At 62.5% G+C, this 20,748-nt stretch carries 19 protein-coding genes; 10 read left to right on the forward strand and 9 right to left on the reverse strand.

What is annotated here, in order from left to right:
- Nucleotides 1-3 precede the first annotated feature (3 nt).
- The gene (locus tag C8J33_RS13990) at nucleotides 4-1,038 is read right to left on the reverse strand and encodes a LacI family DNA-binding transcriptional regulator (protein WP_110808191.1); all 1,035 of its coding nucleotides are present in this window, start codon (nucleotides 1,036-1,038) and stop codon (nucleotides 4-6) included.
- 369 nt (nucleotides 1,039-1,407) lie between these two features.
- Between C8J33_RS13990 and C8J33_RS13995 the strand changes: the two genes are divergently transcribed.
- From C8J33_RS13995 to fic, 3 genes are all read left to right on the forward strand, one after another.
- The gene (locus C8J33_RS13995; RefSeq protein WP_110808166.1) at nucleotides 1,408-1,968 is read left to right on the forward strand and encodes an isochorismatase family protein; all 561 of its coding nucleotides are present in this window, start codon (nucleotides 1,408-1,410) and stop codon (nucleotides 1,966-1,968) included.
- The gene (locus C8J33_RS14000) at nucleotides 1,965-2,984 is read left to right on the forward strand and encodes a GlxA family transcriptional regulator (protein ID WP_280953145.1); all 1,020 of its coding nucleotides are present in this window, start codon (nucleotides 1,965-1,967) and stop codon (nucleotides 2,982-2,984) included. Before C8J33_RS13995 ends, C8J33_RS14000 begins: the two co-directional genes overlap by 4 nt.
- A gap of 311 nt (nucleotides 2,985-3,295) precedes the next feature.
- Nucleotides 3,296-4,381 (forward strand): protein adenylyltransferase Fic, encoded by a 1,086-nt coding sequence (fic, locus tag C8J33_RS14005; RefSeq protein WP_110808192.1) that lies wholly within the window; start codon nucleotides 3,296-3,298, stop codon nucleotides 4,379-4,381.
- A gap of 249 nt (nucleotides 4,382-4,630) precedes the next feature.
- Here fic and C8J33_RS14010 read toward each other — a convergent pair whose 3' ends face one another.
- From C8J33_RS14010 to C8J33_RS14035, 7 genes are all read right to left on the reverse strand, one after another.
- Entirely contained in the window at nucleotides 4,631-5,503 is an 873-nt protein-coding gene (locus C8J33_RS14010) for a PhzF family phenazine biosynthesis protein (RefSeq protein ID WP_110808167.1), read from the reverse strand.
- A gap of 80 nt (nucleotides 5,504-5,583) precedes the next feature.
- Complete coding sequence (locus tag C8J33_RS14015) at nucleotides 5,584-6,942, reverse strand: LLM class flavin-dependent oxidoreductase (protein WP_110808168.1); 1,359 nt, start codon at nucleotides 6,940-6,942, stop codon at nucleotides 5,584-5,586.
- Entirely contained in the window at nucleotides 6,939-7,805 is an 867-nt protein-coding gene (locus tag C8J33_RS14020) for an ABC transporter ATP-binding protein (protein WP_110808169.1), read from the reverse strand. The genes C8J33_RS14015 and C8J33_RS14020 overlap by 4 nt, the downstream gene beginning before the upstream one ends.
- Nucleotides 7,802-8,590 (reverse strand): ABC transporter permease, encoded by a 789-nt coding sequence (locus C8J33_RS14025; RefSeq protein WP_165917037.1) that lies wholly within the window; start codon nucleotides 8,588-8,590, stop codon nucleotides 7,802-7,804. The genes C8J33_RS14020 and C8J33_RS14025 overlap by 4 nt, the downstream gene beginning before the upstream one ends.
- On the reverse strand, nucleotides 8,580-9,404 hold the full coding sequence (locus C8J33_RS27535; RefSeq protein WP_245423312.1) for an ABC transporter permease: 825 nt from the start codon (nucleotides 9,402-9,404) through the stop codon (nucleotides 8,580-8,582). Before C8J33_RS27535 ends, C8J33_RS14025 begins: the two co-directional genes overlap by 11 nt.
- Nucleotides 9,405-9,470: 66 nt before the next feature.
- Nucleotides 9,471-10,550, reverse strand: coding sequence for an ABC transporter substrate-binding protein (locus tag C8J33_RS27540; RefSeq protein WP_245423313.1), 1,080 nt, complete (start codon nucleotides 10,548-10,550; stop codon nucleotides 9,471-9,473).
- A gap of 23 nt (nucleotides 10,551-10,573) precedes the next feature.
- The gene (locus tag C8J33_RS14035) at nucleotides 10,574-11,503 is read right to left on the reverse strand and encodes a TauD/TfdA dioxygenase family protein (protein WP_110808193.1); all 930 of its coding nucleotides are present in this window, start codon (nucleotides 11,501-11,503) and stop codon (nucleotides 10,574-10,576) included.
- A 450-nt stretch (nucleotides 11,504-11,953) separates the two neighbouring features.
- On the opposite strand from C8J33_RS14035, the gene C8J33_RS14040 reads away from it, so the two are divergent.
- The 7 genes from C8J33_RS14040 to C8J33_RS14070 all read left to right on the forward strand — a co-directional run bounded on the left by C8J33_RS14040 (nucleotide 11,954) and on the right by C8J33_RS14070 (nucleotide 19,561).
- Nucleotides 11,954-13,375: an LLM class flavin-dependent oxidoreductase gene (locus C8J33_RS14040; protein ID WP_110808171.1), complete on the forward strand. Its 1,422-nt coding sequence runs from the start codon at nucleotides 11,954-11,956 to the stop codon at nucleotides 13,373-13,375.
- Entirely contained in the window at nucleotides 13,375-14,142 is a 768-nt protein-coding gene (locus tag C8J33_RS14045; protein WP_110802011.1) for an ABC transporter ATP-binding protein, read from the forward strand. The genes C8J33_RS14040 and C8J33_RS14045 overlap by 1 nt, the downstream gene beginning before the upstream one ends.
- Before the next feature lie 9 nt (nucleotides 14,143-14,151).
- Entirely contained in the window at nucleotides 14,152-15,033 is an 882-nt protein-coding gene (locus C8J33_RS14050; RefSeq protein ID WP_092938088.1) for a branched-chain amino acid ABC transporter permease, read from the forward strand.
- Nucleotides 15,034-15,059: 26 nt separating this feature from the next.
- On the forward strand, nucleotides 15,060-16,088 hold the full coding sequence (locus tag C8J33_RS14055; RefSeq protein WP_245508114.1) for a branched-chain amino acid ABC transporter permease: 1,029 nt from the start codon (nucleotides 15,060-15,062) through the stop codon (nucleotides 16,086-16,088).
- 78 nt (nucleotides 16,089-16,166) lie between these two features.
- Nucleotides 16,167-17,501 (forward strand): ABC transporter substrate-binding protein, encoded by a 1,335-nt coding sequence (locus C8J33_RS14060; RefSeq protein WP_110802009.1) that lies wholly within the window; start codon nucleotides 16,167-16,169, stop codon nucleotides 17,499-17,501.
- A gap of 39 nt (nucleotides 17,502-17,540) precedes the next feature.
- Nucleotides 17,541-18,311 carry an ABC transporter ATP-binding protein gene (locus C8J33_RS14065; protein ID WP_110802008.1) on the forward strand — a complete coding sequence of 257 codons (771 nt, stop codon included), beginning with the start codon at nucleotides 17,541-17,543 and terminating at the stop codon, nucleotides 18,309-18,311.
- A 20-nt stretch (nucleotides 18,312-18,331) separates the two neighbouring features.
- Nucleotides 18,332-19,561: an acyl-CoA dehydrogenase family protein gene (locus C8J33_RS14070; protein WP_110808173.1), complete on the forward strand. Its 1,230-nt coding sequence runs from the start codon at nucleotides 18,332-18,334 to the stop codon at nucleotides 19,559-19,561.
- Nucleotides 19,562-19,756: 195 nt separating this feature from the next.
- Here the strand turns inward: C8J33_RS14070 and C8J33_RS14075 are convergent, their stop codons facing one another.
- Complete coding sequence (locus C8J33_RS14075) at nucleotides 19,757-20,662, reverse strand: LysR family transcriptional regulator (RefSeq protein WP_110808174.1); 906 nt, start codon at nucleotides 20,660-20,662, stop codon at nucleotides 19,757-19,759.
- Nucleotides 20,663-20,748: the final 86 nt, after the last annotated feature.

A 20,748-nucleotide genomic window follows, 5' to 3' on the forward strand; every position in this document is an offset into this window, starting at 1 on the left:
AATTCAGGCGGACTCCCGCATGACCAGCGTTGCCTCGAGGATGATCTTGTCGTCCTGCATCGGGCGCCCCTCGTCGAGATCGTCGATCCGGCGCAGAAGGATCTCGACGCTCGTTGAGGCGATGGCGGCTGCGTTCTGCGCCATGGTCGTCAGAGGCGGGCAGGTATAGCGGCTGAGCGGATGGTCGTCATGGCCGGCGATCCGCACGTCGCAGCCCTCTCCCCGCCCGATCTTCAGCCCGGCCGCAAAGGCCGCGGCCATCGCCCCGAAGGCAAAGCGATCGTTGGCGCAGAAGAGCGTGCGGCCGGGAAGGCCGTCCCGCTTCAGGATCGTCTGCATCTGCTCGAAGCCCAGCCGTTCGAATTCCCAGGACGCCGGCGTCTCACAGTCGATCACCAGCGGCTCGTGCCCTTCCTTCAGCATCGTCGCCCGATAGCTCTCCTGCCGTTCGCCGGAGTTTTCGTTGACCTGCGGAATTTCCAGAAAGACCGGCGGCTCGCCCGAGCGACAGAGATACTGCACCATGGCCGCAACACTCTGGGCATTGTCGTTGCCGACATAGGGCAGGTCGAAGCTTGCCGGACTGTCGAAACAGACGACAGGGATCGTGTCCGTCAGTCTCTGGAGCGTCGATGCCCGGGACCCGGCACCCAGCGGCGCGACGATGGCGCCGGCGACCTTCAGTGCCAGGAGCGTCCGGATCGCTTCCTCTTCCAGATCGGGCCGCGTGTGGCACGAAATCTGGATGGGCCAGAATCCGCGGGCGCGGAGCTCCAGTTCAATGAGTGTGACGACCTGCACGTAGAAAGGATCGGAGATGGTGGGAACGAGCACGCCGATGTTGCGCGTGCGCTTGCGGTTGAGGTGCCGGGCAAAGAGATTGGGCTCGAAGTTCGACTTCTTCAACGCCGCCTCGATGCGTTTGCGTGTAACCTCCTTGACGTTCGACGGATCGTGGAAATACTTCGACAGCGTCGGGCGCGAAACGCCGCAAGCACCGGCAAATTCGTCCATCGACTTGTAGCTTTTCTTTGCCACGGATGCTTCCTGCTCGTCGTCACTCCGGCGGGTCTTTCCACCATCTCCAAATTCACAACGGACAAAAATTTTACAAGCGAAAAGAAAAATATTCCGCAGGGAAAACGTTAGGAGACGGACGCGTTCGTTGATGATCCGGTCGCGATGAGCGGCGGCACGCTCCAGCGTATCGCGCTCGCCGGAGCCCTGCCGATCGTCCGGCAATGCTGATCGCCGCCGAATCCCGACGCCTATCGACGATGACCGATATCGAGATCCGGCAGCTTTCTTATTCTGGCGTGAATTGTCCGCTTGTCGTCCGGAAGTGGCCTTTGTTCTTGAGATACAAGGCGTAGAATACCCCTGGATCGACACCTTGGAGAAACAACAATGTCCGACACTGCACTGATCGTCATCGACGCTCAAGAATCCTTCCGGCATCGCGATTATTGGGACGACGGGATGGTGCCAGCCTATATCGAGCGGCAGCAGGCGCTGATCGACGGGGCGAAGGCTGCGGGAATTCCCGTTGTTCAGGTCTTTCATGTCGAAGACAGCGGTGTCTTTTCCGAGGCCTCCGGATTTGTAACGGCTCTGGCGCCTCTTCGCATCGCGCCGGATGCTGTTTTCAGGAAGCGCCGTCACAGCGCGCTGGTGGGAACTGGGCTTGATGTCTGGCTGACCAGCAACGGCATTCGGCGGGTCATTATTTCCGGCATCCGCACGGAACAGTGCTGCGAAACGACGACGCGACACGCGTCCGATTTGGGTTATGCCGTCGATTATGTCGGCGAGGCCACGCTCACGTTCCCGATGACCGATGCCAGCGGCCGCACGTGGAGCGGCGCAGACATTCGCGCCCGAACCGAACTGGTTCTCGCCGATCGTTTCGCGCGGATCGCAACGGTCGAAGATGCGCTTGCCGGTCGAGTGGCGGATCGTGCGGCGTGAGGGACGACGCCCATCCTCCGGTGGAAATCCCTGTTTTCGTCGTCGTGCCGCCGCGCGTTCTGTTGCTGGACATCGCCGGGCCGATGGAGGTGCTGCGCAAAGCCAATCTTGAACAGGATGCCGTCCGTTTCAGCATCGCCTATGTCGGTCCCTCGCCAACAACAGGCAGTTCCATCGGGCTGGATATTGCGCGCATCCGCCCGCTGCCCGGGGACCTGCCGGATCAGGCCCTGGTCGTCATGCCCGGCAGCGCCGAAATACCGTTGGGAGGCGTCCGGCCCGATCGAGAGGCGGACGCGCCGTTGGAAGATGCCATCATCGCCTGGCTGAAGCAGGTGATCCGGCCCGGCATCCGGCTGGTGTCGATCTGTTCGGGGGCACTGACGGCTGCCCGTGCCGGACTGCTCGATGGACACGACTGCACGACGCATCATGCGTGCACGGCCGATCTCGTCCGGCTCGCGCCCGCGGCCCGCGTTCTGGAAAACCGGCTCTATGTCGAGGATGGCGAGCGTTTGACCAGTGCCGGGATCACCACCGGCGTGGATTTGATGCTCCATGTGGTGGCGCGGATGGCCGGTCATGCGGTGGCGCTGGCAGTGGCGCGCTATCTCGTCGTCTATCTTCGTCGCGGCGGCAGCGATCCCCAGCTTTCCCCCTGGCTCGAAGGGCGCAACCACATTCATCCAAGCATTCACCGGGCCCAGGATGCAGTCGCCGCCGATCCCGCCGCCGATTGGTCGGTCGAACGGCTGGCCAATGTCGCAGCGGCAAGTCCACGCAATCTTTCGCGCCTGTTCAACGAGCACACGGGAATGACCGTCATCGATTACGTCAACCGGATGCGGATCGCCCTGGCGCGCGAACTGTTGGCCGGCTCGCAGCTTGACATGGAGACCGTCGCGGAGCGAAGCGGCTTTGCCTCCACACGGCAGTTGCGCCGCGCCTGGGGCCGGTTTCACGATGTTCCCCCTAGCCGTATGCGGGCGTCAGTGGCCGTTTTGCAGCATGGGTGACCATGACCGTCGTGTGCGTGGTTCGAACATTGGATGCCACGCTATCGACGGGATGCCGGAGTTTTCTGAGTCGGTGCGGAGCGCTTGATGACGTGGATGCCTCAATGATGCGAATCTCGCCAATGGGAGACACGAAAAGCGCGAGCCAAATCCGGCGTCTTAATGTCGCAGGTTAGATTAGGAGCCGTCTTGCCATCCTTGCGTCTGCGGCAATATGTCGATAAAAAGCGATTGTATCGACATATTTCTCCGACATGTCGTCGCTATCGACATATACGCATGACATGTCGACGAACCTGCAGAACGCGAACATGTCCTTTGATCCCAAACGGCCCCATAACGACCTTTCTCCTCTTCCCCCGGGCGTCGATATTGAATCGAAACCAATCCTGCGGGCTTGTATCGGCGCGCGGGCTGCCATTGCAGAACTGAAAGTTGCCGGCCAATTGATCCCGAACCAGGCCGTTCTCATCAACTCCATCCCGCTCCTTGAGGCCCAAGCCAGTTCCGAGATAGAAAACATTGTGACGACGACGGACCGCCTGTTTCGCTTCGCCAATGAGGAAGGAAACCAGGCCGACCCGGCCACCAAGGAGGCTCTGCGGTATCGTACAGCACTGAACCGGGGTTTCCATACGCTGGCGGAGCGTCCCCTTTCCACCGCGACGGCAATCGAGGTCTGCCGGACAATCAAGGGCATCGATCTCGACATCCGGGCAACACCCGGTACGGCCCTGATGAATGAGGCGACTGGCGACGTTATTTATACGCCGCCCGAAGGTCAGGTTCTTCTGCGCGACAAGCTGACCAATTGGGAGCGTTTCATCCACGAGGCCAAGGACGTCGACCCCCTGATCCGTCTTGCCGTCATGCACTACCAGTTTGAGGCCATTCATCCCTTTATCGACGGCAACGGACGTACCGGGCGTGTTCTCAACCTGTTGTACCTTGTCGATCAGGGACTCTTGGAAATTCCGGTTCTCTATCTCAGTCGTCACATCATCCAGAACAAGCGAGCCTACTATGACCTTCTGCTTGCAGTAACGGCTGAAGCGGCTTGGGAGGCATGGATACTTTTTATGCTCGAAGCCGTCCGCGCGACCGCTGAATGGTCAACCGCAAAGATTCGCGCCATCCGTGAGCTTCTCGATCAGACCGCAGAACGTCTGCGGCGGGAAGCTCCCCGGATTTACACGCGCGAACTCGCCGAGGTCATTTTTGTCAATCCGTATTGCCGCATCGGTGATCTTGTCTCAGCCGGCATCGCGCAGCGACAAGCAGCTTCTACGTATCTGAAGACCCTCGTCGGTCTGGGCCTGCTTCAAGAGGTGAAATCCGGTCGTGAAAATCTTTACATCAATCCCGCACTGTTGACCCTGCTGTCAGACAAAAATTGAACTGATGCGGTACGATTGCATGGCCTGAGGGATTGAACGCGATCTCCGTAGACGCTTCGATCAAGCCGCCGTTCCAAGAAAACGTAGCGCATTCGCAAGGAGCCCCCCCCCGATGGACCGCGTCATCCACGGCGAGGTCAAGGACAAGGGCTCAGCGCTATCATCGAGGTGGCCGATATCTTGTTCTGGCTTTGGGAGCCAACAGCGAGCTTTCGGAACTGCTAGCAGGCCTTCGAAAGAGAACCTTATTTAGACCCGCAGCAAGCCTTTGAGCACGACGACCCCTGTTCCGGACAGTTCAGGTTCGGGCCTCAGCCGGACACGCAGAATGCTGCGACGGCCCATTCGGGTGCCTTGTTCGATGGCCAGTTCATCGTTTTTGATAAATTGGGTCGCTGCGAGATAGGCTGCCAGAGGCCCGGCCGCTGTTCCGGTTGCCGCATCTTCCCACAGGCCGACGGTCGGGTTGAAGAAGCGGGCATAGGCCGTCTCGGGATTGTCGGGATCGAACGCATAGATGTAGCATCCCTCGGCGGGCGTGCCGTTCAGAACGGCCAGCAATGCGCCGGCGTCCGGTCGCGCTTTATCGACCGCTGCGGCGTTGCGAACACGCACCAGCAGATGTGCCGCCCCGGTATCGGCAGGGCGGGGCGGGGGCTCCGGGAGGATATCTCCGTGTTCGAGGCCAAGAGCCACGGCCAACGGCGCGACATCGTCCAGCGGTTCCGACAGACGCAACGGACCCTGGCGCATCCGCCCGTGGACGCGGGCGTCGATCGACACGAGTTCGATCGGCAGGACATCCGGGCCAATCTCCTGGTGAAAGGTCCGCGCACGTGTCAACGATCCGAGATCGCCGTGCTCACCGAGCCACAGCCATGCGCCGAGCGCATTGTGGCCGGCGCCAAACACTTCCGCGCCGCTTGCGGTGAAGGATCGCAATTTCCAGTCGGCGCGCGTGCTCCGCAGGATGAACGTCGTCTCGGCCTGCTGGAATTCGCCGGCGATCCGCCGCATCGTCTCGTCGCTCAGGTCATCTGCTCCTTGAACCACGGCGAGCGGATTGCCCGTCAAGGGCACATCCGCAAAGACATCGATGATGCCAGCGATCAAATCGACCATTTTTCTGCCTTTCCTGAATGCGATCGCCTCTTGAGGTGGGGTGACGCTTGGCATCCCTGCGATAGAGAAGATCGAACGGTCTATTCCGCGGCTTGCAGTCCTCGATCAAGCCTTGCCGTCGATTGTCTCGCCTTGCGAAGGCCGAGATGCTCGCGCAGCGTGGCGCCTTCGTACTCGGTGCGAAACAGTCCGCGCCTGCGCAGTTCCGGCACCACGAATGCGATGAAATCATCGAGCCCGCCAGGCAGCGTCGGCGGCATGATGTTGAAACCGTCCGCACCGCCATTGACGAAGCGATCCTCGAGCTGATCGGCAATATCGGCAGCCGTGCCGACCACCTGCCAGTGGCCGCGCGCGCCGGCGATACGCTTGGCAAGCTGGTTGATCGTCAGATTGTCGCGCCGGGCGATCTCGAACAGCAGATGCTGGCGGCTTTTCCCGCCATTGGTTTCCGGCAGTTCGGGCACCGGGCCATCGAGCGGATAGGCCGAGAGGTCGAAACCGCCGATCATGTCGGAGAGCAGGCGGATGCCCACGGCCGGATGGATCAGGTCCTGCAGTTCCTCGAATTTTTCCTGCGCCTCCGCGAGGCTGCGGCCGATCACGGGAAAGATGCCGGGCATGACCTTTAGTTCGTCCGGTTCCCGCCCATATTTGGCCATGCGGCCCTTGAGATCGGAATAGAAGGCCTGGGCCTCGGCCAGCGTGTTTTGCGCGGTGAACACAACCTCCGCCGTGCGCGCCGCGAGCTCCTTGCCCGGCTCCGAGGAGCCGGCCTGCACGATGACCGGCTGTCCCTGCGGCGACCGGCGGACATTGAGCGGACCCGCAACGGAAAAATGAGCGCCGGCGTGGTTTGCGGCGTGGAGCTTGTCGGGATCGTAGAAGAGCCCGCTGTCCTTGTCGTGCAGGAAGGCATCGTCCTCGAAGCTGTTCCAGAGCGTGACGACGAGGTCGATGAATTCCTCTGCGCGATCGTAGCGTTTCTCGTGCAGCAGGTGCGGCTGGGTGCCGTAATTGCGCGCCTCGGCCTCTAGATTGGAGGTTACGAGGTTCCAGGCCGCACGCCCCTCGCTTAGCACGTCCAGCGAGGCGAATTTTCGCGCGAGCGTGTAGGGTTCGTTGAAAGTGGTCGAAACGGTCGCCGTCAGACCGATGCGCTCGGTCAGGGCGGCAAGACCGGCAAGCAGGGTGATTGGCTCGAAGAAGGCCGAACGCGCCGAGCGCGCGCCGGTCTCCGGATCGAGATCCTTGACCGCCAGATTGTCGTCCAGGAACAGGAGGTCGAATTTCGCCGCCTCGGCCTTGCGGGCGATGTCCGCATAGGCGCGGAAATTCGAGCCGAGATCGGCGGTGGCGCCCTTGTGCCGCCATGCTGCCACATGGTGGCCGGGCGACATCAAAAAGGCTCCGAGTTTCAACTGGGGACGGTGTGTCATGCGTCTTGCCTCTCCTGCTGGCCGCGTTTTTCAAACGTTTCGGGCGCGCCTGCCGACCGCGTTCCCGCGCCGGTGCCGGTATCGACGCCGAGAAGCCGAAGAACCTCGTCGCGCAGCGCGATGAACTCCCGGCTGGAACGGTCCTGCCGGGCCGCCTCCGGAATGGCGAGCACGGTGGCGATCCGGCCGGGATGGGGCTGCATCACAACGATCCGGTGGCCGAGGTGGACGGCTTCGTCGACATCGTGGGTCACGAGCAGGGCCGTGGTCTTTTCGTGCTCGACGATCCGCTTCAGTTCGTCCTGCAGCCTGAGGCGCGTGAGTGCATCGAGCGCGCCGAGCGGTTCGTCGAGAAGCAGAAAGCGCGGGCGGTTGACGAGCGCACGGGCGATGGCGACGCGCTGTGCCATGCCGCCCGACAGCTGGGCGGGATAGGCGTGGGCAAACGATGTCAGCCCCACGAGCTCAAGATGCTCGCGCACCGTCTCCCGCTTCTGCGCTCGCGACAGTGGACTGCGCCTGAGCGCGGCCGCGACATTTGCCTCGACGTTGAGCCAGGGTAGAAGCCTGTGATCCTGAAAGACGATCGACCGGTCGAGACCCGGCCGTTGAACCCGTGCGCCATCGACGAGAACATCGCCCTGATAGTCGAGATCGAGACCGAGGATCAGGCGCAGCAGGGTGGATTTGCCGCAGCCGGACGCACCGACGATCGTGACGAACTCGCCGGACCGGATGGACAGGTCGATGTCTTCCAGCACTTTCAGTGCTCGACCCGCAACGATGAAACTCTTGTCGAGCCCGCGGATCTGCAGGGCGGGCGGCGCCGTCTGGAATGTGGATGCGTGAGAGATCTGGTTCATCGCGTTCGTCTCCTGAGTATCCAAGTCTCCAGCCATTGGGCGGAGCTGTTGTAGAAAAGGCCGATCCCGGCCAGCACGATGATGCCGAGAACCAAGAGGTCCATGTCGAACAGCTGGCTGGCCTCGTTGAGGCGTCCGCCAATGCCGGGCGTGACGTTGAGAAACAGCTCCGAGCCGAGCGTGGCGAGCCAGGCATAGATCAGGCCGGAGTGAAGGCCGGTAAAAATCGCGGGCAGGGCGCCGGGCAGGGCCACCAGACGGGCGAAATCGAGCCGGCTGAACAAGAGCACGTCGGACAGTTCACGATAGGCGGCCGGAAGCTCGCGCACGCCGCGCCATGTATTGATGACGACGGGCTGGAAAGCGGCGACGGCGATGAAGGCGATCTTTCCGGCATTCGCTCCGCCGAACCAGACGGACAGGAGCGGCACCCAGGCAAACAGCGCGATCTGTCGAAAGGCGAGAAGCGTCGGGCCGACGATCCGCTCGGCCGTGCGCGAAAAACCGAGCACCAGCCCGAGAGACAGGCCGGCTGCGGTGCCGAGCGCAAAGCCCGTCAGGTTGCGGCGGAGGCTCTCGGCGACGTCGAGCGCCAGCGTGCCGGCGGTCAGTTCCGTTCCGGCACGGGTGGCGACCGCGAACGGCGAGGGCAGGAACCGCGGATCGACCCATGCGAACCGCGACGCCGCCAGCCAGAGGAGGAAAAGGGCGCCGAAGGCGGCGGCAGGACGCCAATGCCGCGTTACGAGGGTGAGGCGGTGCCGCGGCAAGGTCTCAGCGCTCACGGTCGGCCTCCGTCTTCCACGGCTGCACGAACCGTTCGAGATATTCCAGCGATGCGTTGAGAGCGAGGCCGATCGCGGCGATGACGATCATGGCGGCAATGACGATTTCCAGCTGGAACAGCTGGCGTCCCCAGACCATCAGGTAGCCGAGCCCTTCGAAGGAGGCGAACAGCTCCACGATCACCATGTTCTGCCAGGCGGACGCCAGGCCTTCGCGGATGCCGGTGAACAGCGAGGGCAGTGCCGCCGGCAGGACGATGCTCGAGACGCGCTGGAGCGGCGTGAAATCGAGGACGCGGCCAAGCTCCAGCAGTTTCGGCGACACATCGGTGATGGCGCGGGTGGTCGCAAGGATCACCGGTATCGCGGCGGCCCAGGCGATGCTGACATATTTCAGTTCCTCGTCGATGCCGATGAAGAGAACGAGGAGCGGCAGCCAGGCGAGCATGTTCACCTGCGCGATCGCTGAAAACACCGGCCAGGCGAAGGCCCGGACGCGGGGCAAAAGGCCGAGCGCGGCGCCGGAGACGAGACCGAGGAGCGCACCGGCCCCGAAACCGATGGCGACGCGCTTCAGGCTCTGGAGCGTGTGATCGACCAGCGACCCGTCGCTCCACAGTTCGACGAGGGTGGCCCAGACCACCTGCGGCGCGGGCAGGATCTGCTGGGGAAGCCAGCCGAAGCGCGCCGAGCTTTCCCAGGCAAGCAGCAGAACGAGCGGCAGCGACAGTCCGTAGGCGATATCGGTCAGCACGGCCGGCACGGCGAACGATCCTCGCTCGGCCGGCGGAGCGGCGGAAACAGTCAGTGTCATCTCTGGCATCCCGTTGAGAAGGAGGCCGTCCGGGTGTCGGTCGCGACACAAGGCCGGCCTTGCGCGTCAGTTGGTCTGCTTCTTGTCGAGATCGCCTGCCTTGGCGATCTCGCCGCCGGCGCCGAAGCTCGACCAGTAGGTCTCCAGCTTCAGGTCCTTCAGCGCCTGCTGCAGATATTTCGGTTCCAGCCACGTATCGACATCGACGTCGGACTTGATCAGACCGTAGGCTTTCGCGCGCGCCGCCTGATCCTTGTAGCGGGTGACGACGAAGTCATCGATGAGCGGGTTGAGCCGGTTGGCGAGCGTATCGCCCTCAAGATCGGCGACGAACGTTTCCTTGGGGAAGCCCGAAAGCGACCAGCCCTCGAACACCTCGTCCGTGTTGGCGGGATCGGAGGCAAAGGCCGCCGCCTTGATGAACGTGGTGACCACGCGCTGCGTCAGGTCCGGATGCGCCTGTTCGAAGGCGGTCGTCACTAGATAGGATGAGTTTCGCCCGAGCGTCGGATCGTCGCCCTTGGTGGTGTAGACGATCTTCACGATCCCCTTCCTGGCCAGCGCCAGATATTCCGGGCCGCCGAAGACGGCGTCCACATTGCCGGAGGTCAGCGCCGGCACTGCCGCATTGGTGTCCAGATTGATGAAGCGGACGTCTTTTTCCGTCAGGCCGTGGGTGGACAGCACGCGGTCCGTGGCCAGCTGCAGGTTGGTCCCCTTGAACAGCGCGACCTTCTTGCCCCTCACGTCGTCGATGGATGCGATGGTGCTGTCGGCGGGGACGGCGAGGTAGATCGGCTGGTGCCGGCCCGTCGTGAAGAGGAACTTGTGGTCGAGACCGCGCGAACGGCCGACGATGGCCGGCAGGTCGCCGAGAAGAAAGAAGTCGAGCTGATTGGCCGCGACAGATTCGTTGAGCGCCGGGCCTGCGCCGCGAAAAAAGGTCCACTCGATCTTGATGTTCTTGTCGGCCGCGAATTCCTTCTCGATATAGTCGCGGGCCCGCCCGTAGGAGGTCGCGTCCCCTTGCGAATACTGCCGGTTGTCGAGACCGATCCCGGGATAGCCGAAGCGGATGGTCACATCCTCGGCGAATGCCGAGGTGGCGACGAGCGCGGCGAGCGCCGCGACGATGAGACGTTTCATGGATCTGTTCCCTTTCCCGGCGCTCAGGCGGCTTTTGCCGAGGGCTTGGCGGCCTTCACATGCGTCACGCTGCGGCGGCCATCGACGCTGACCGGAACATCGCCATCCACCGTGGCGCGGCGCACGACGCGATGCTGGTCACCGTAATCGTTGACGGCGTAATGCTGGGTGGCGCGGTTGTCCCAGATGGCGACGTCTCCGGTCTGCCAGTGCCACCGCACGGTGTTTTCAGGGGCGGTGACATAGGACTGGAACACCTCGTAGAGCTTTGCGGAATCGCTCTTGGAGAGGCCAACGAGGCGCTGGACGAAATTGCCGAGCAGCAGCGAGCGCTCGCCAGTTTCGGGATGGACGCGCACGACGGGGTGCTCGGTCTCGTAGACCGTAGAGGTGAAGACGTCCTCGAAATGCTTCCTCTCGTCAGCGGTCGCGCGGGGGCGAACGGCCGCGTAATCGTAGGCATTGCTGTGGATGGCCCACAGCGTGTCGGCCAGCGACTTCAGTGGTGCCGGCAGGCTTTCATAGGCCGCATGCGTGTTGGACCAGATCGTGTCGCCGCCCGCCGCAGGAATGACCACGCCGCGCAGGACCGAGAACTTCGGATAGGCATCGACGAAGGTCACATCCGTGTGCCACTGGTCCGCCCGCCCGCCGCCACGGCTGGAGTCGAGATTGAGGATGGAGGCCGTGCCGGCCACCGGTCCCTGTGTCGGGTGCGGTACGAGATCGCCCAGACGCCGGGCAAACAGTTCCTGCTCCTGGTCGTCGAGATGATCCTGACCGCGGAAGAATATGACCTTGTGCTTCAGAAGAAGCTGGTTGATGGCAGCGACCGTTGCATCCGAAAGATCTCCACCGAGACGGATGCCCCGGATTTCAGCGCCGACACGGCCGGTCAGGGGCAGGATATCGGAGGTGGGGATGGTCTGGTTGACAAGGACTGGATTGCTCATGAAATCACTCCTGTTGATCTGGATAAAGGACAGCACATCGCGTCCGCCCCACGGCATTCGCCGGGCGTTGAACGTCTCATCGCTCGAAGTCGATGGCTCCATAAAACCAAGTAATCTATAAAAACTATAGAGAAAATATTCTAATTATTCGAGACCGGACGAAACATGTCGCTCCCGTTTCTGCAGTCCCGCCTTGGAATTCTCTCATTATTCGGTTCTCGGGAGAAACTGGCAGGAGCGGGTGCTAAGCAAGCCCCTAACGGATCAATGCTCGGAACAGTCGCGCTGCTAGGCTCCGCGACAGGCTTCGATCTGCCGGGAACTGAAAAAACCGTCTTTGTTAGCAAAAAAATTCATTATTAAATCGGTAGACAATAGCGAATTTCTCGCGCCCATTCGCCCTGCTGCTAGATTGCCCGGCATCACTTACGTGCATCCCGGAGCGGATCGATGACCAGGCAGATACGGTTTAACGCCTTTGACATGAATTGCGTAGGGCACCAGTCGCCGGGTCTCTGGAAACATCCGCGGGATCGGTCCTGGAAGTACAAGGACCTCGATTACTGGCAGGATCTTGCGAGAACCCTGGAACGCGGCATCTTCGACGGGATCTTCATCGCGGATGTCATCGGCTATTACGATGTCTACAAGGGCTCGAATTACCATGCGATCGAGCAGGCGGCGCAGATCCCCGTCAACGATCCGATCCAGCTTGCCGCTCCGATCGCCCTTGCGACCGAGCATCTCGGCATCGGCATCACCGCTTCGACCTCCTTCGAGCATCCCTACACCTTCGCCCGCCGGCTGGCGACGGCGGACCACCATACGAAGGGACGGGTCGGCTGGAACATCGTGACGTCCTATCTCGAAAGCGGCGCGAAGAATGTCGGTCAGGGCGGCCTGCGCAGCCATGACAACCGCTACGAGGTCGCCGCCGAATATGTCGAGGTGCTCTACAAGCTGTTCGAGGGGAGCTGGGAGGAGGGCGCCGTGCAGCGCGATCCCGTCCGCGGGATCTTTACCGATCCGACCAAGGTTCACGAAATCGGTCACAAGGGCACGTTCTTCGACGTGCCGGGCTACCATCTGTCCGAGCCCTCGCCACAGCGCACGCCGGTTCTCTATCAGGCCGGGGCCTCCGGTCCGGGCAAGGCCTTTGCCGCAGCACATGCCGAATGCGTCTTCGTCGGCGCGCCCACCAAGGCGCTGCTAAAGGCCTATGTCTCCGAAATCCGGCAAAAGGCGGCGGCCAGCGGCCGCGATCCGAAGAAGGTGCTGATCTACAATCTGACGACGCTCATCATCGACGAGACGGACGAAAAGGCCCAGAAGCGGTTCGAGGAATATCAGAGCTATACATCCTATGACGGCTCCCTCGTCTTCATGTCGGGATGGAGCGGCATCGATTTCGGGCAGTACGCACCGACGGACGCACTCAAGAAGGTCGAGACCAACGCCATCGTCTCGATGGTTGAGCACTTTGCCGGCAAGGATAAGACCTGGACGGTAGAAGAGCTTGCCAAATGGGGCGGTATCGGCGGCGTCGGTCCGGTCTTCGTCGGCTCGCCCGGCACGATCGCCGATATCCTTCAGGATTGGGCGGAGGAAACGGATGTCGACGGGTTCAATCTTGCCTATGCCGTGACACCGGAGAGCTTCGAGGCGGCGGTCGATCTGCTCGTGCCGGAACTGCAGAAGCGCGGCGTCTATCCCACGGCCTACAAGCCCGGCACCCTGCGGGAGAAACTTTTCGGCGACGGACCCTACCTACCGAAGAACCACCCTGCCGACGCTTACCGCGACATCGAAGCCGTCAAGCGCCGGGATGCCGAACGCGCATCGGCCTCTGCGCTGCGGTCGGTCGTCGCCTGATGAGCGATCTCCTCCAGCTTCGCGACGTTTCGCTGTCCTTCAAGGGCGTGAAGGCGGTGAATGCCTTGAGCTTCAGCGTCGCCACCGGCGAGATCTGCGCCCTGATCGGCCCCAATGGGGCCGGCAAGAGCTCGCTCCTGAACGTCATCAACGGCGTCTACCGGGCCGATACCGGCGATATCGTTTTCAACGGCGCACGCTTCGGGGCGATCCATCCGCAGAAGGCGGCCTTGCTGGGTATCGGGCGAACCTTCCAGCACAATGCGCTCTTCCACCGCCTGACCGTGCGGGAAAACGTGCTGGCCGGCCTCTCGCGGCGGGGCACCGCGACGTTCCTCGAAAACATCTTCCGCTTCGGCCGGGATGGCGCGGAACGTCGCCGGTTCATCGACCGGGCGGACGAGATCATCGCCTTTCTCCATCTCGATCGGCATGCCGAGACGGTCGTGTCGAAACTCTCCTACGGTATGCAGAAGCGCGTCGATCTCGCCCGCGCGCTGGCGGCTGCGCCGAAACTCCTGCTGCTGGACGAGCCGATGGCCGGCATGAACCAGGAGGAAAAGCAGGAGATGAGCCGCGTCATCGCCGAGGTCAACCGCTCCTTCGGTACGACGATCGTGCTGATCGAGCACGACGTCGGCATTGTGCTGAACCTCGCCTCGCATGTCGTCGTCCTCGACTACGGCCGCAAGGTTGCAGACGGTACGCCGGACGAGGTGCGCAACAATCCCGATGTCATCGCCGCCTATCTCGGCACCGTTCATTAGAGATTTCCCATGTCCTTTTTTCTGGAAACCCTGATCACCGGCCTCTTCGCCGGGCTGATGTATGCGCTCGTCGCCATTGGGTTCGTGCTGATCTACAAGGCGTCGGGCGTCTTCAACTTTGCCCAGGGCGCAATGGTCTTTCTGGCGGCGCTCGCCTTCGTCACCCTCGTGGAGCACGGATTTCCGTTCTGGATCGCGTTCCTCGCGACGGCGGCGCTGATGGTCGTGGTAGCGATCCTGGTCGAGGCTCTCGTTCTCCGACCCTTGCGAAACCGGGATTCGCTGACCCTCTTCATGGCCACGCTGGGTCTCAGTTTCGTCATCGACGGCACCGCACAGTTCTTTCTCGGCACCGACGTGCACATGCTCGATCTCGGCATCGACGATATCGCCGAGGATTACGCCGGGATCCTGATAAGCCATTTCGACATCGTTGCCTCCCTGATCGTCGTCACCCTGGTCGCGGTCCTCGCCATCGTCTTCAGCAAGACCCGGATGGGCGTCTCGCTCAGGGCCGTGGCGGACGACACGCTCGCTGCCCAGTCCATCGGCATCCGGCTGCCGGTGATCTGGCGCATCGTCTGGAGCGTCGCGGGCCTCGTCGCGCTGGTCGCCGGGCTTCTCTGGGGCGCGCGACAGGGTGTGCAGTTTTCGCTCTCGCTGATCACGCTCAAGGCTCTCCCGGTGCTGATCATCGGCGGATTCTCCTCGATCCCCGGGGCGATTGCCGGCGGGCTGATCGTCGGCGCAAGCGAGGCGCTCGCCGATATCTATCTCGGGCCGTTGGTCAACGGCAGCGTCTCCACCTGGTTTGCCTACATCCTCGCCGTCGCCTTCCTCCTCATTCGGCCCGCCGGCCTGTTCGGCGACCGTGACATCGAAAGGGTCTGACCGTGACCTTGCTTCAGGATCGAACGTTGCCGTCCGGCCTCCTCTCGCGCCTCGACGCGCCCCTGTTGCCGATCGTCGCCGGGCTACTCGTCACGTTCGCCGTCATCCCGGCCATGGCGGACGACTATTGGCTCAGCTCCATCATCATTCCGACACTGGTCATGGGGCTTGCCGGCATCGGACTCAATCTGCTGCAGGGCTATGCCGGTCTCGTGTCCCTGGGCTCGGCGGCCTTCATGCTGATCGGCGCGTTCTCGGCCTATAATCTTATTCTGCGCGTACCCGGGCTGCCGCTACCCCTCGTGCTTTTGATCTCCGGGCTGATCGCTGCGGCGGCCGGCGTCGTCTTCGGCCTGCCGTCGCTGCGGATCAGGGGCTTCTATCTTGGCGCCTCGACGCTGGGCGCGCAGTTCTTCTTCGAGTGGCTGTTCAGCAATTTCACCTGGTTCTCCAATGACAGCCAGTCGTTGACCATCTCCGCGCCGCGGCTCGAAATCCTCGGCTACAGCCTGCAGTCGCCGCTCGGCCGGTACTTTCTCGCCGCCAGCGTCACGGTCCTGCTCATCGGCCTTGCCTTCCTCATCGTCCGCAGCCGGCTCGGGCGTGAATGGATGGCCATCCGGGATATGGAAACGGCAGCCTCCGTTCTCGGCATCCGGGTCGCCCGGCGCAAGCTGCAGGCTTACGCGATCAGCTCGTTCTTCCTCGGCGTTACGGGTGTCCTTTGGGCCTTTGCCTATCTCGGCACGTCGGATGCGCACACCTTCAACCTCGACAAGTCCTTCCAGGTCCTCTTCATCGTGCTCATCGGCGGCGTGGCGACGATCTTCGGCAATTTCCTTGGCGCCGCGTTCATCGTGCTGACGCCGATCCTGCTCGACCGCGTCGTGCTGGCGGCCGATCTCTCCTTCCTCGGCGATCAGGGCGCGCTGACCAACCTCCAGCGCATCATCTTTGGCGCCATCATCATCCTGCTCCTGATCAAGGAACCGGATGGCCTCTCCGCGCTGCTGCGGCGTGCGCGACAGGCCATCCGGAACAGATACGCCGGATAACGACCCGAGCGGCGACGAGGCCTGCTCCATCCTCCCGAATTTCTCCCAACGCTCCATCAACGAACCCAAAGGACCGCCATGTCTCTTCTCTCGAAAACTCTTGCACTCGCCACCAGCGCCCTCATCGCCGCTTCCACGCTCACGAGCGTCGCAAAGGCGGACGAGGCGACGGGCCAGCAGCTCTTCCCGCTCTTCTCCTATCGCACCGGCCCCTACGCGCCTTCGGGCATTCCGCAGTGGGCGGGATACCGCGACTATTTCAACTACATCAACGAAAAGGGCGGCGTGAACGGCGTCAAGATCTTCGTCCAGGAGTGCGAGACGGCCTATACGCTCGAGCGCGCCTTCGAATGCTACGAGCGCTACAAGAACGGTTATGCCGGAGCACCGGTCGCCGTTCTCTTCACCACGTCCAGCGGCTTCGATGCCGCCATTTCCGACAAGGCGCGGCTCGACAAGCTGCCGATCATCTCGGTTGCCGGCGGACGGGGCGATGCAGTGGACGGGAGCGTCTTTCCCTACCAGTTCCCGCTTCTCTTCGATTACTGGACGGAAGCCTCGATCGTCGTCGAGCATATCGCCAATCAGGTCGGTGGCTATGACAAGCTCAAAGGTCTGAAGATCGCCACGCTCTATCACGACTCCGGCTATGGTCGCGAAACGATCCAGCCGATGGCCATTCTCTCGGAAAAATACGGGTTCGAGAATATCCAGATCGCAGTGCCGCATCCCGGCGAGCAGCAGCAGGCACAATGGCAGCAGATCAAGCGGGCCGGCGTGGACTGGGTGTTCTTCCGCGCTTGGGGCGTAATGTCGCCGGTCGGACTGAAGACCGCGGCGCGTGTCGGCTTCCCGGCGGATCGCATCATCGGCGACATCTGGACGGGATCCGAAGAGGATGCGCGGCCTGCAGGTGCCGCCGCCAAGAACTATCTCGCCGTGTCGGTCTTCCCGTCGGGCACGGATTTCGAGATCACCAAGGAACTGAAAAAGAACGTCATCGATGCCGGCAAGGGTGACCTGAAGGACGTCTCGAAATTCGGCTCGGTCTACTACAATGCCGGTCTCGTCCAGGCGATCATCTACACCGAGATCCTGCGTACCGGCCAGAAGAAGTTCGGAAACCGTCCCCTGACCAAGGAAGAGGGCCAGTGGGCCGCCGAGCATCTCGACATCACCGCTGAACGCATCGCCGAGCTTGGCGCGACAGGCCTGCTCAGCCCCCTGAAGATCACGCCGCAGGACCATGAAGGCGATCCGGCCGCCAAGATCGTTCAGTGGGACGGGCAGAAGTGGAATGCGGTGACCGACTGGCTGAAGGGCGATCGTCCCCTGTTCCGTGACGCGATCTACGCGCGCGCAGCCGCCTACGCCAAGGAAAAGGGCATCGAGCCGCGTCAGGCGCAGAACTGATCCCCCTACACGGACGGGCCAACATACGGAAACGATCATATGACCCTTCAGGACACCGGCTTTCTCGAGATCAGGAATATCGAGGCCCTCTACGGTTCTGCGATCCTGGCCGTTCGTGACGTCTCCCTGACCGTCGGGAAGGGCAAGATCGTCGCCCTCCTCGGCGCGAACGGCGCGGGGAAGACCACAACGCTGAAAGCCGTCTCCAACCTCCTCGGCCCGGAACGCGGTCACGTCAGCAAGGGCACGATCCTCTGGCGCGGCATCCCGGTTGGTGCGCTCTCGGCCTCCAGGCTGGTCGCGCAGGGCGTCGTGCAGGTTCTCGAAGGCCGGCACTGCTTTGCGCAGCTGACCGTCGAGGAGAACATTCTCTCCGGCGGCTACGTCCGCAAGCCCGGTCGGGCCGAACTCGCACGCAGCCTCGAGCAGGTCTATGCGTGGTTTCCGCGGCTGAAGGAGAAGCGCAAGGTCAAAGCCGGACTGACGTCCGGCGGCGAGCAGCAGATGGTGGCGATCGGCCGGGCTCTGATGACCAGGCCGCGCCTCGTCCTTCTCGATGAACCCTCCATGGGGCTGGCCCCGATCATCGTGCAGGAAATCTTCGAGATCATCCGGACGCTCAACACGGAGGCTGGCGTCAGCTTTCTCCTCGCCGAACAGAACGCCAACCTGGCGCTTCGCTACGCCGACCACGCCTATATTCTGGAAAACGGTCGTGTGGCCCTGTCGGGAACGGCCGAAGAGCTGCGCCGTCGCGAGGACGTTCACGACTTCTATCTCGGAGGCGCCCCGGCCTCCAGACCGAACTGACCCTTTCAAGGAATACATCGATGTCACAGATTGATCTGGCCTGGGGCGCAGGCCCGAGCCCGCGTTACGAAGAGCTTGCCGCCCGGTTCCGCCCGCTGTTTTCCGAGATCGCCAAGGGCGCGATCGCACGGGAGCTTTCGCGCACCCTGCCGGTCGATGAGATCCGGACGCTGAAGCAAGCGGGCTTCGGCGCGCTCCGCCTGCCGGAGGCCGAAGGCGGCTTCGGCGCCTCTATACCGGAACTCGCCAACCTCCTGATCGAGCTTTCGGAAGCGGATTCCAACATCACGCAGGCCCTGCGCGGTCATTTCGGCTTCGTCGAGGACGTCGTCGGCAAGCCACAGGACGACAGCCGCAAGCGCTGGGTACAGCGCATCGCGGCCGGCGAGATCGCCGGCAATGCCTGGACGGAGATCGGCGACGCCAAGCGGGATGCCTTCTCGACGCGCGTGTCGAGGAAGGGCGATGGACTGGTCGTCAACGGCACGAAATACTACACCACCGGCTCGCTCTTTGCCGACTGGATCGACGTCGGCGCGACTGGTCTGGAGGGGGAGGGCGTCGTCCTGCAGGTGCGCCGGGATGACCCCGGGGTCGATGTCGTCGATGACTGGGACGGCTTCGGGCAGACCTTGACCGCCAGCGGCACCACGACCTTTACGGATGTTGCCGTGGATCCCAAGGACATTGTGGCCGATCAGGAGAAATTCCGATACGGCGCCGCGTTCTACCAGATCGTGCACCTGGCAACGCTTGCCGGTATCGGCCGGGCCATCGCAGACGAGACGGCGGCGGCCGTCGGCACACGCAAGCGTCATTACTCGAACGCGGCCGGCCCGAGTTCGCGCGAGGACCCGCAGGTGCTGCAGGTGGTCGGCCGTATCCGCAGCCACGCCTATTGCGCCGGCGCCATCGTGTTGCAGGTCGCGGCGGCGATCGAACGTGCATACCAAGCCCACTTCGCCGGTGACGCAGACGCCGAGGAACGCGCCAACGCTATTGCGGAACTGGAAACGTCGCAGGCCCTGAACGTCGTCACCAATCTCGTTCTCGAGGCATCGACGCTCCTCTTCGACACGCTCGGTGCCTCCGCGGTCAAGAAGCCCGCCGGTCTCGACCGCCATTGGCGCAACGCCCGTACCCTGTCCTCGCACAACCCACGCATCTACAAGGACCGCATCATCGGCGACTACGCCGTTAACGGCACGCCTCCGCCCTACCAATGGCGGATCGGGAAGGCGCCAAGCTGAGGTGACGGAAGCAGGCGGCGCAAATCTACGGCATTGAATCCCGTCTCGCGCGTCAGTCGGACACCACACGCCGTGCGCCAGAACGCTCCAGCCCTCGCGTGCGATCTTGAGCGCAGGGGCCTAAAGGGGATCCATAGCCCGACAGGGACCCGTCAACGCGGGCCGGGTTAAGTTTCAACCCAGTATCTGCTGGAGCTATGCCGTGGCTGCCAAGCTGTGTTCGAAGTCGCAAAGCTCTATCCCCAGCTGTGCAATCTCCTCGAAGAACAGGCTGTTGTAGTCGTTGCGGTAGGTGATGAAATATTCGAGCTTCGGCAGGCGGAGTGCGGATTTGATAATCCGCAGACGACCATCCGTGACGTAGCGGCTGAAGAAGGCCTTGGGCAGGATGGTGATGCCCAAGCCGTGGGCTGCAAGCTCGGCAAGGGCTGCCATGTTGTTGCATGAGATCGTCTTCGTGAACGGCATGCGCGGGTTGTCTATGACGTCCTGCAGGATGGGGCGCAGCATGGAGCCGGCCGACTGGATGAGCAGCGGGAACTTGAGCATGTCCTCGCGGCTGAGCTCCGCGCTGCCGCTGTAGAGCTTCGGGCTGCACATCCACACCAGCTCGATTTCCCCCAGCGGCATGTTCACGAATTGCGGATGCTGGATGAGGCGCGGGCAGATGACGAAGTCGATACGGCGCTCGTTCAGCCGCTCCAGCAGACCCGATGTCAGGTCGATTTCCGGTTCGAGCGAGATGCCGGGATAGCGTTCCATGATCGTTGCCAGAAGCTGCGGCAGCCACGAGAGCGCCACAAGGTCGGTCACGCCGAGCCGGAACCGGAAGGGCGGCGCATTGGCGGTGCGTGCGGTGAGCGTCAGCCGGTCGTTCAGTCGCAGCATCTGTTCGGCAATGTCACGAATGTCCTGCCCCTTGCTCGTCAGGATCGACTGGCGGCTGGACCGATCGAACAGCGGCACCGGGAACTTTCCCTCCAACTCTCCGATACGTTTCGAGATCGTCGATTGGGTCACGTTCAGATAGGATCCGGCGGCCTCGAAGCTGCCGAGCGTCGAGACCCAATAAAGAGCTTCCAACTGCTTCAACGTGAACATGGGCACCTCGCATGAAGAAAAGCGATATGGATAGAGGCAATTTTATCGCTTTTTTTCGGGATAGCGCAAGTTTAGGTTTTCGGCTG

The sequence above is a fragment of the Rhizobium sp. PP-CC-3G-465 genome (assembly GCF_004343445.1).
Taxonomy (GTDB): Bacteria; Pseudomonadota; Alphaproteobacteria; order Rhizobiales; family Rhizobiaceae; genus Ferranicluibacter; species Ferranicluibacter rubi.

Excerpts from the sequence above, each read along its gene's own strand:
- C8J33_RS13995 (WP_110808166.1), top strand. The coding sequence starts at position 1,408 with ATGTCCGACACTGCACTGATCGTCATCGACGCTCAAGAATCCTTCCGG.
- fic (WP_110808192.1), top strand. The coding sequence starts at position 3,296 with ATGTCCTTTGATCCCAAACGGCCCCATAACGACCTTTCTCCTCTTCCC.
- C8J33_RS14010 (WP_110808167.1), bottom strand. The coding sequence starts at position 5,503 with ATGGTCGATTTGATCGCTGGCATCATCGATGTCTTTGCGGATGTGCCC.
- C8J33_RS14015 (WP_110808168.1), bottom strand. The coding sequence starts at position 6,942 with ATGACACACCGTCCCCAGTTGAAACTCGGAGCCTTTTTGATGTCGCCC.
- C8J33_RS14020 (WP_110808169.1), bottom strand. The coding sequence starts at position 7,805 with ATGAACCAGATCTCTCACGCATCCACATTCCAGACGGCGCCGCCCGCC.
- C8J33_RS27535 (WP_245423312.1), bottom strand. The coding sequence starts at position 9,404 with ATGACACTGACTGTTTCCGCCGCTCCGCCGGCCGAGCGAGGATCGTTC.
- C8J33_RS27540 (WP_245423313.1), bottom strand. The coding sequence starts at position 10,550 with ATGAAACGTCTCATCGTCGCGGCGCTCGCCGCGCTCGTCGCCACCTCG.
- C8J33_RS14035 (WP_110808193.1), bottom strand. The coding sequence starts at position 11,503 with ATGAGCAATCCAGTCCTTGTCAACCAGACCATCCCCACCTCCGATATC.
- C8J33_RS14040 (WP_110808171.1), top strand. The coding sequence starts at position 11,954 with ATGACCAGGCAGATACGGTTTAACGCCTTTGACATGAATTGCGTAGGG.
- C8J33_RS14045 (WP_110802011.1), top strand. The coding sequence starts at position 13,375 with ATGAGCGATCTCCTCCAGCTTCGCGACGTTTCGCTGTCCTTCAAGGGC.
- C8J33_RS14050 (WP_092938088.1), top strand. The coding sequence starts at position 14,152 with ATGTCCTTTTTTCTGGAAACCCTGATCACCGGCCTCTTCGCCGGGCTG.
- C8J33_RS14060 (WP_110802009.1), top strand. The coding sequence starts at position 16,167 with ATGTCTCTTCTCTCGAAAACTCTTGCACTCGCCACCAGCGCCCTCATC.
- C8J33_RS14065 (WP_110802008.1), top strand. The coding sequence starts at position 17,541 with ATGACCCTTCAGGACACCGGCTTTCTCGAGATCAGGAATATCGAGGCC.
- C8J33_RS14070 (WP_110808173.1), top strand. The coding sequence starts at position 18,332 with ATGTCACAGATTGATCTGGCCTGGGGCGCAGGCCCGAGCCCGCGTTAC.
- C8J33_RS14075 (WP_110808174.1), bottom strand. The coding sequence starts at position 20,662 with ATGTTCACGTTGAAGCAGTTGGAAGCTCTTTATTGGGTCTCGACGCTC.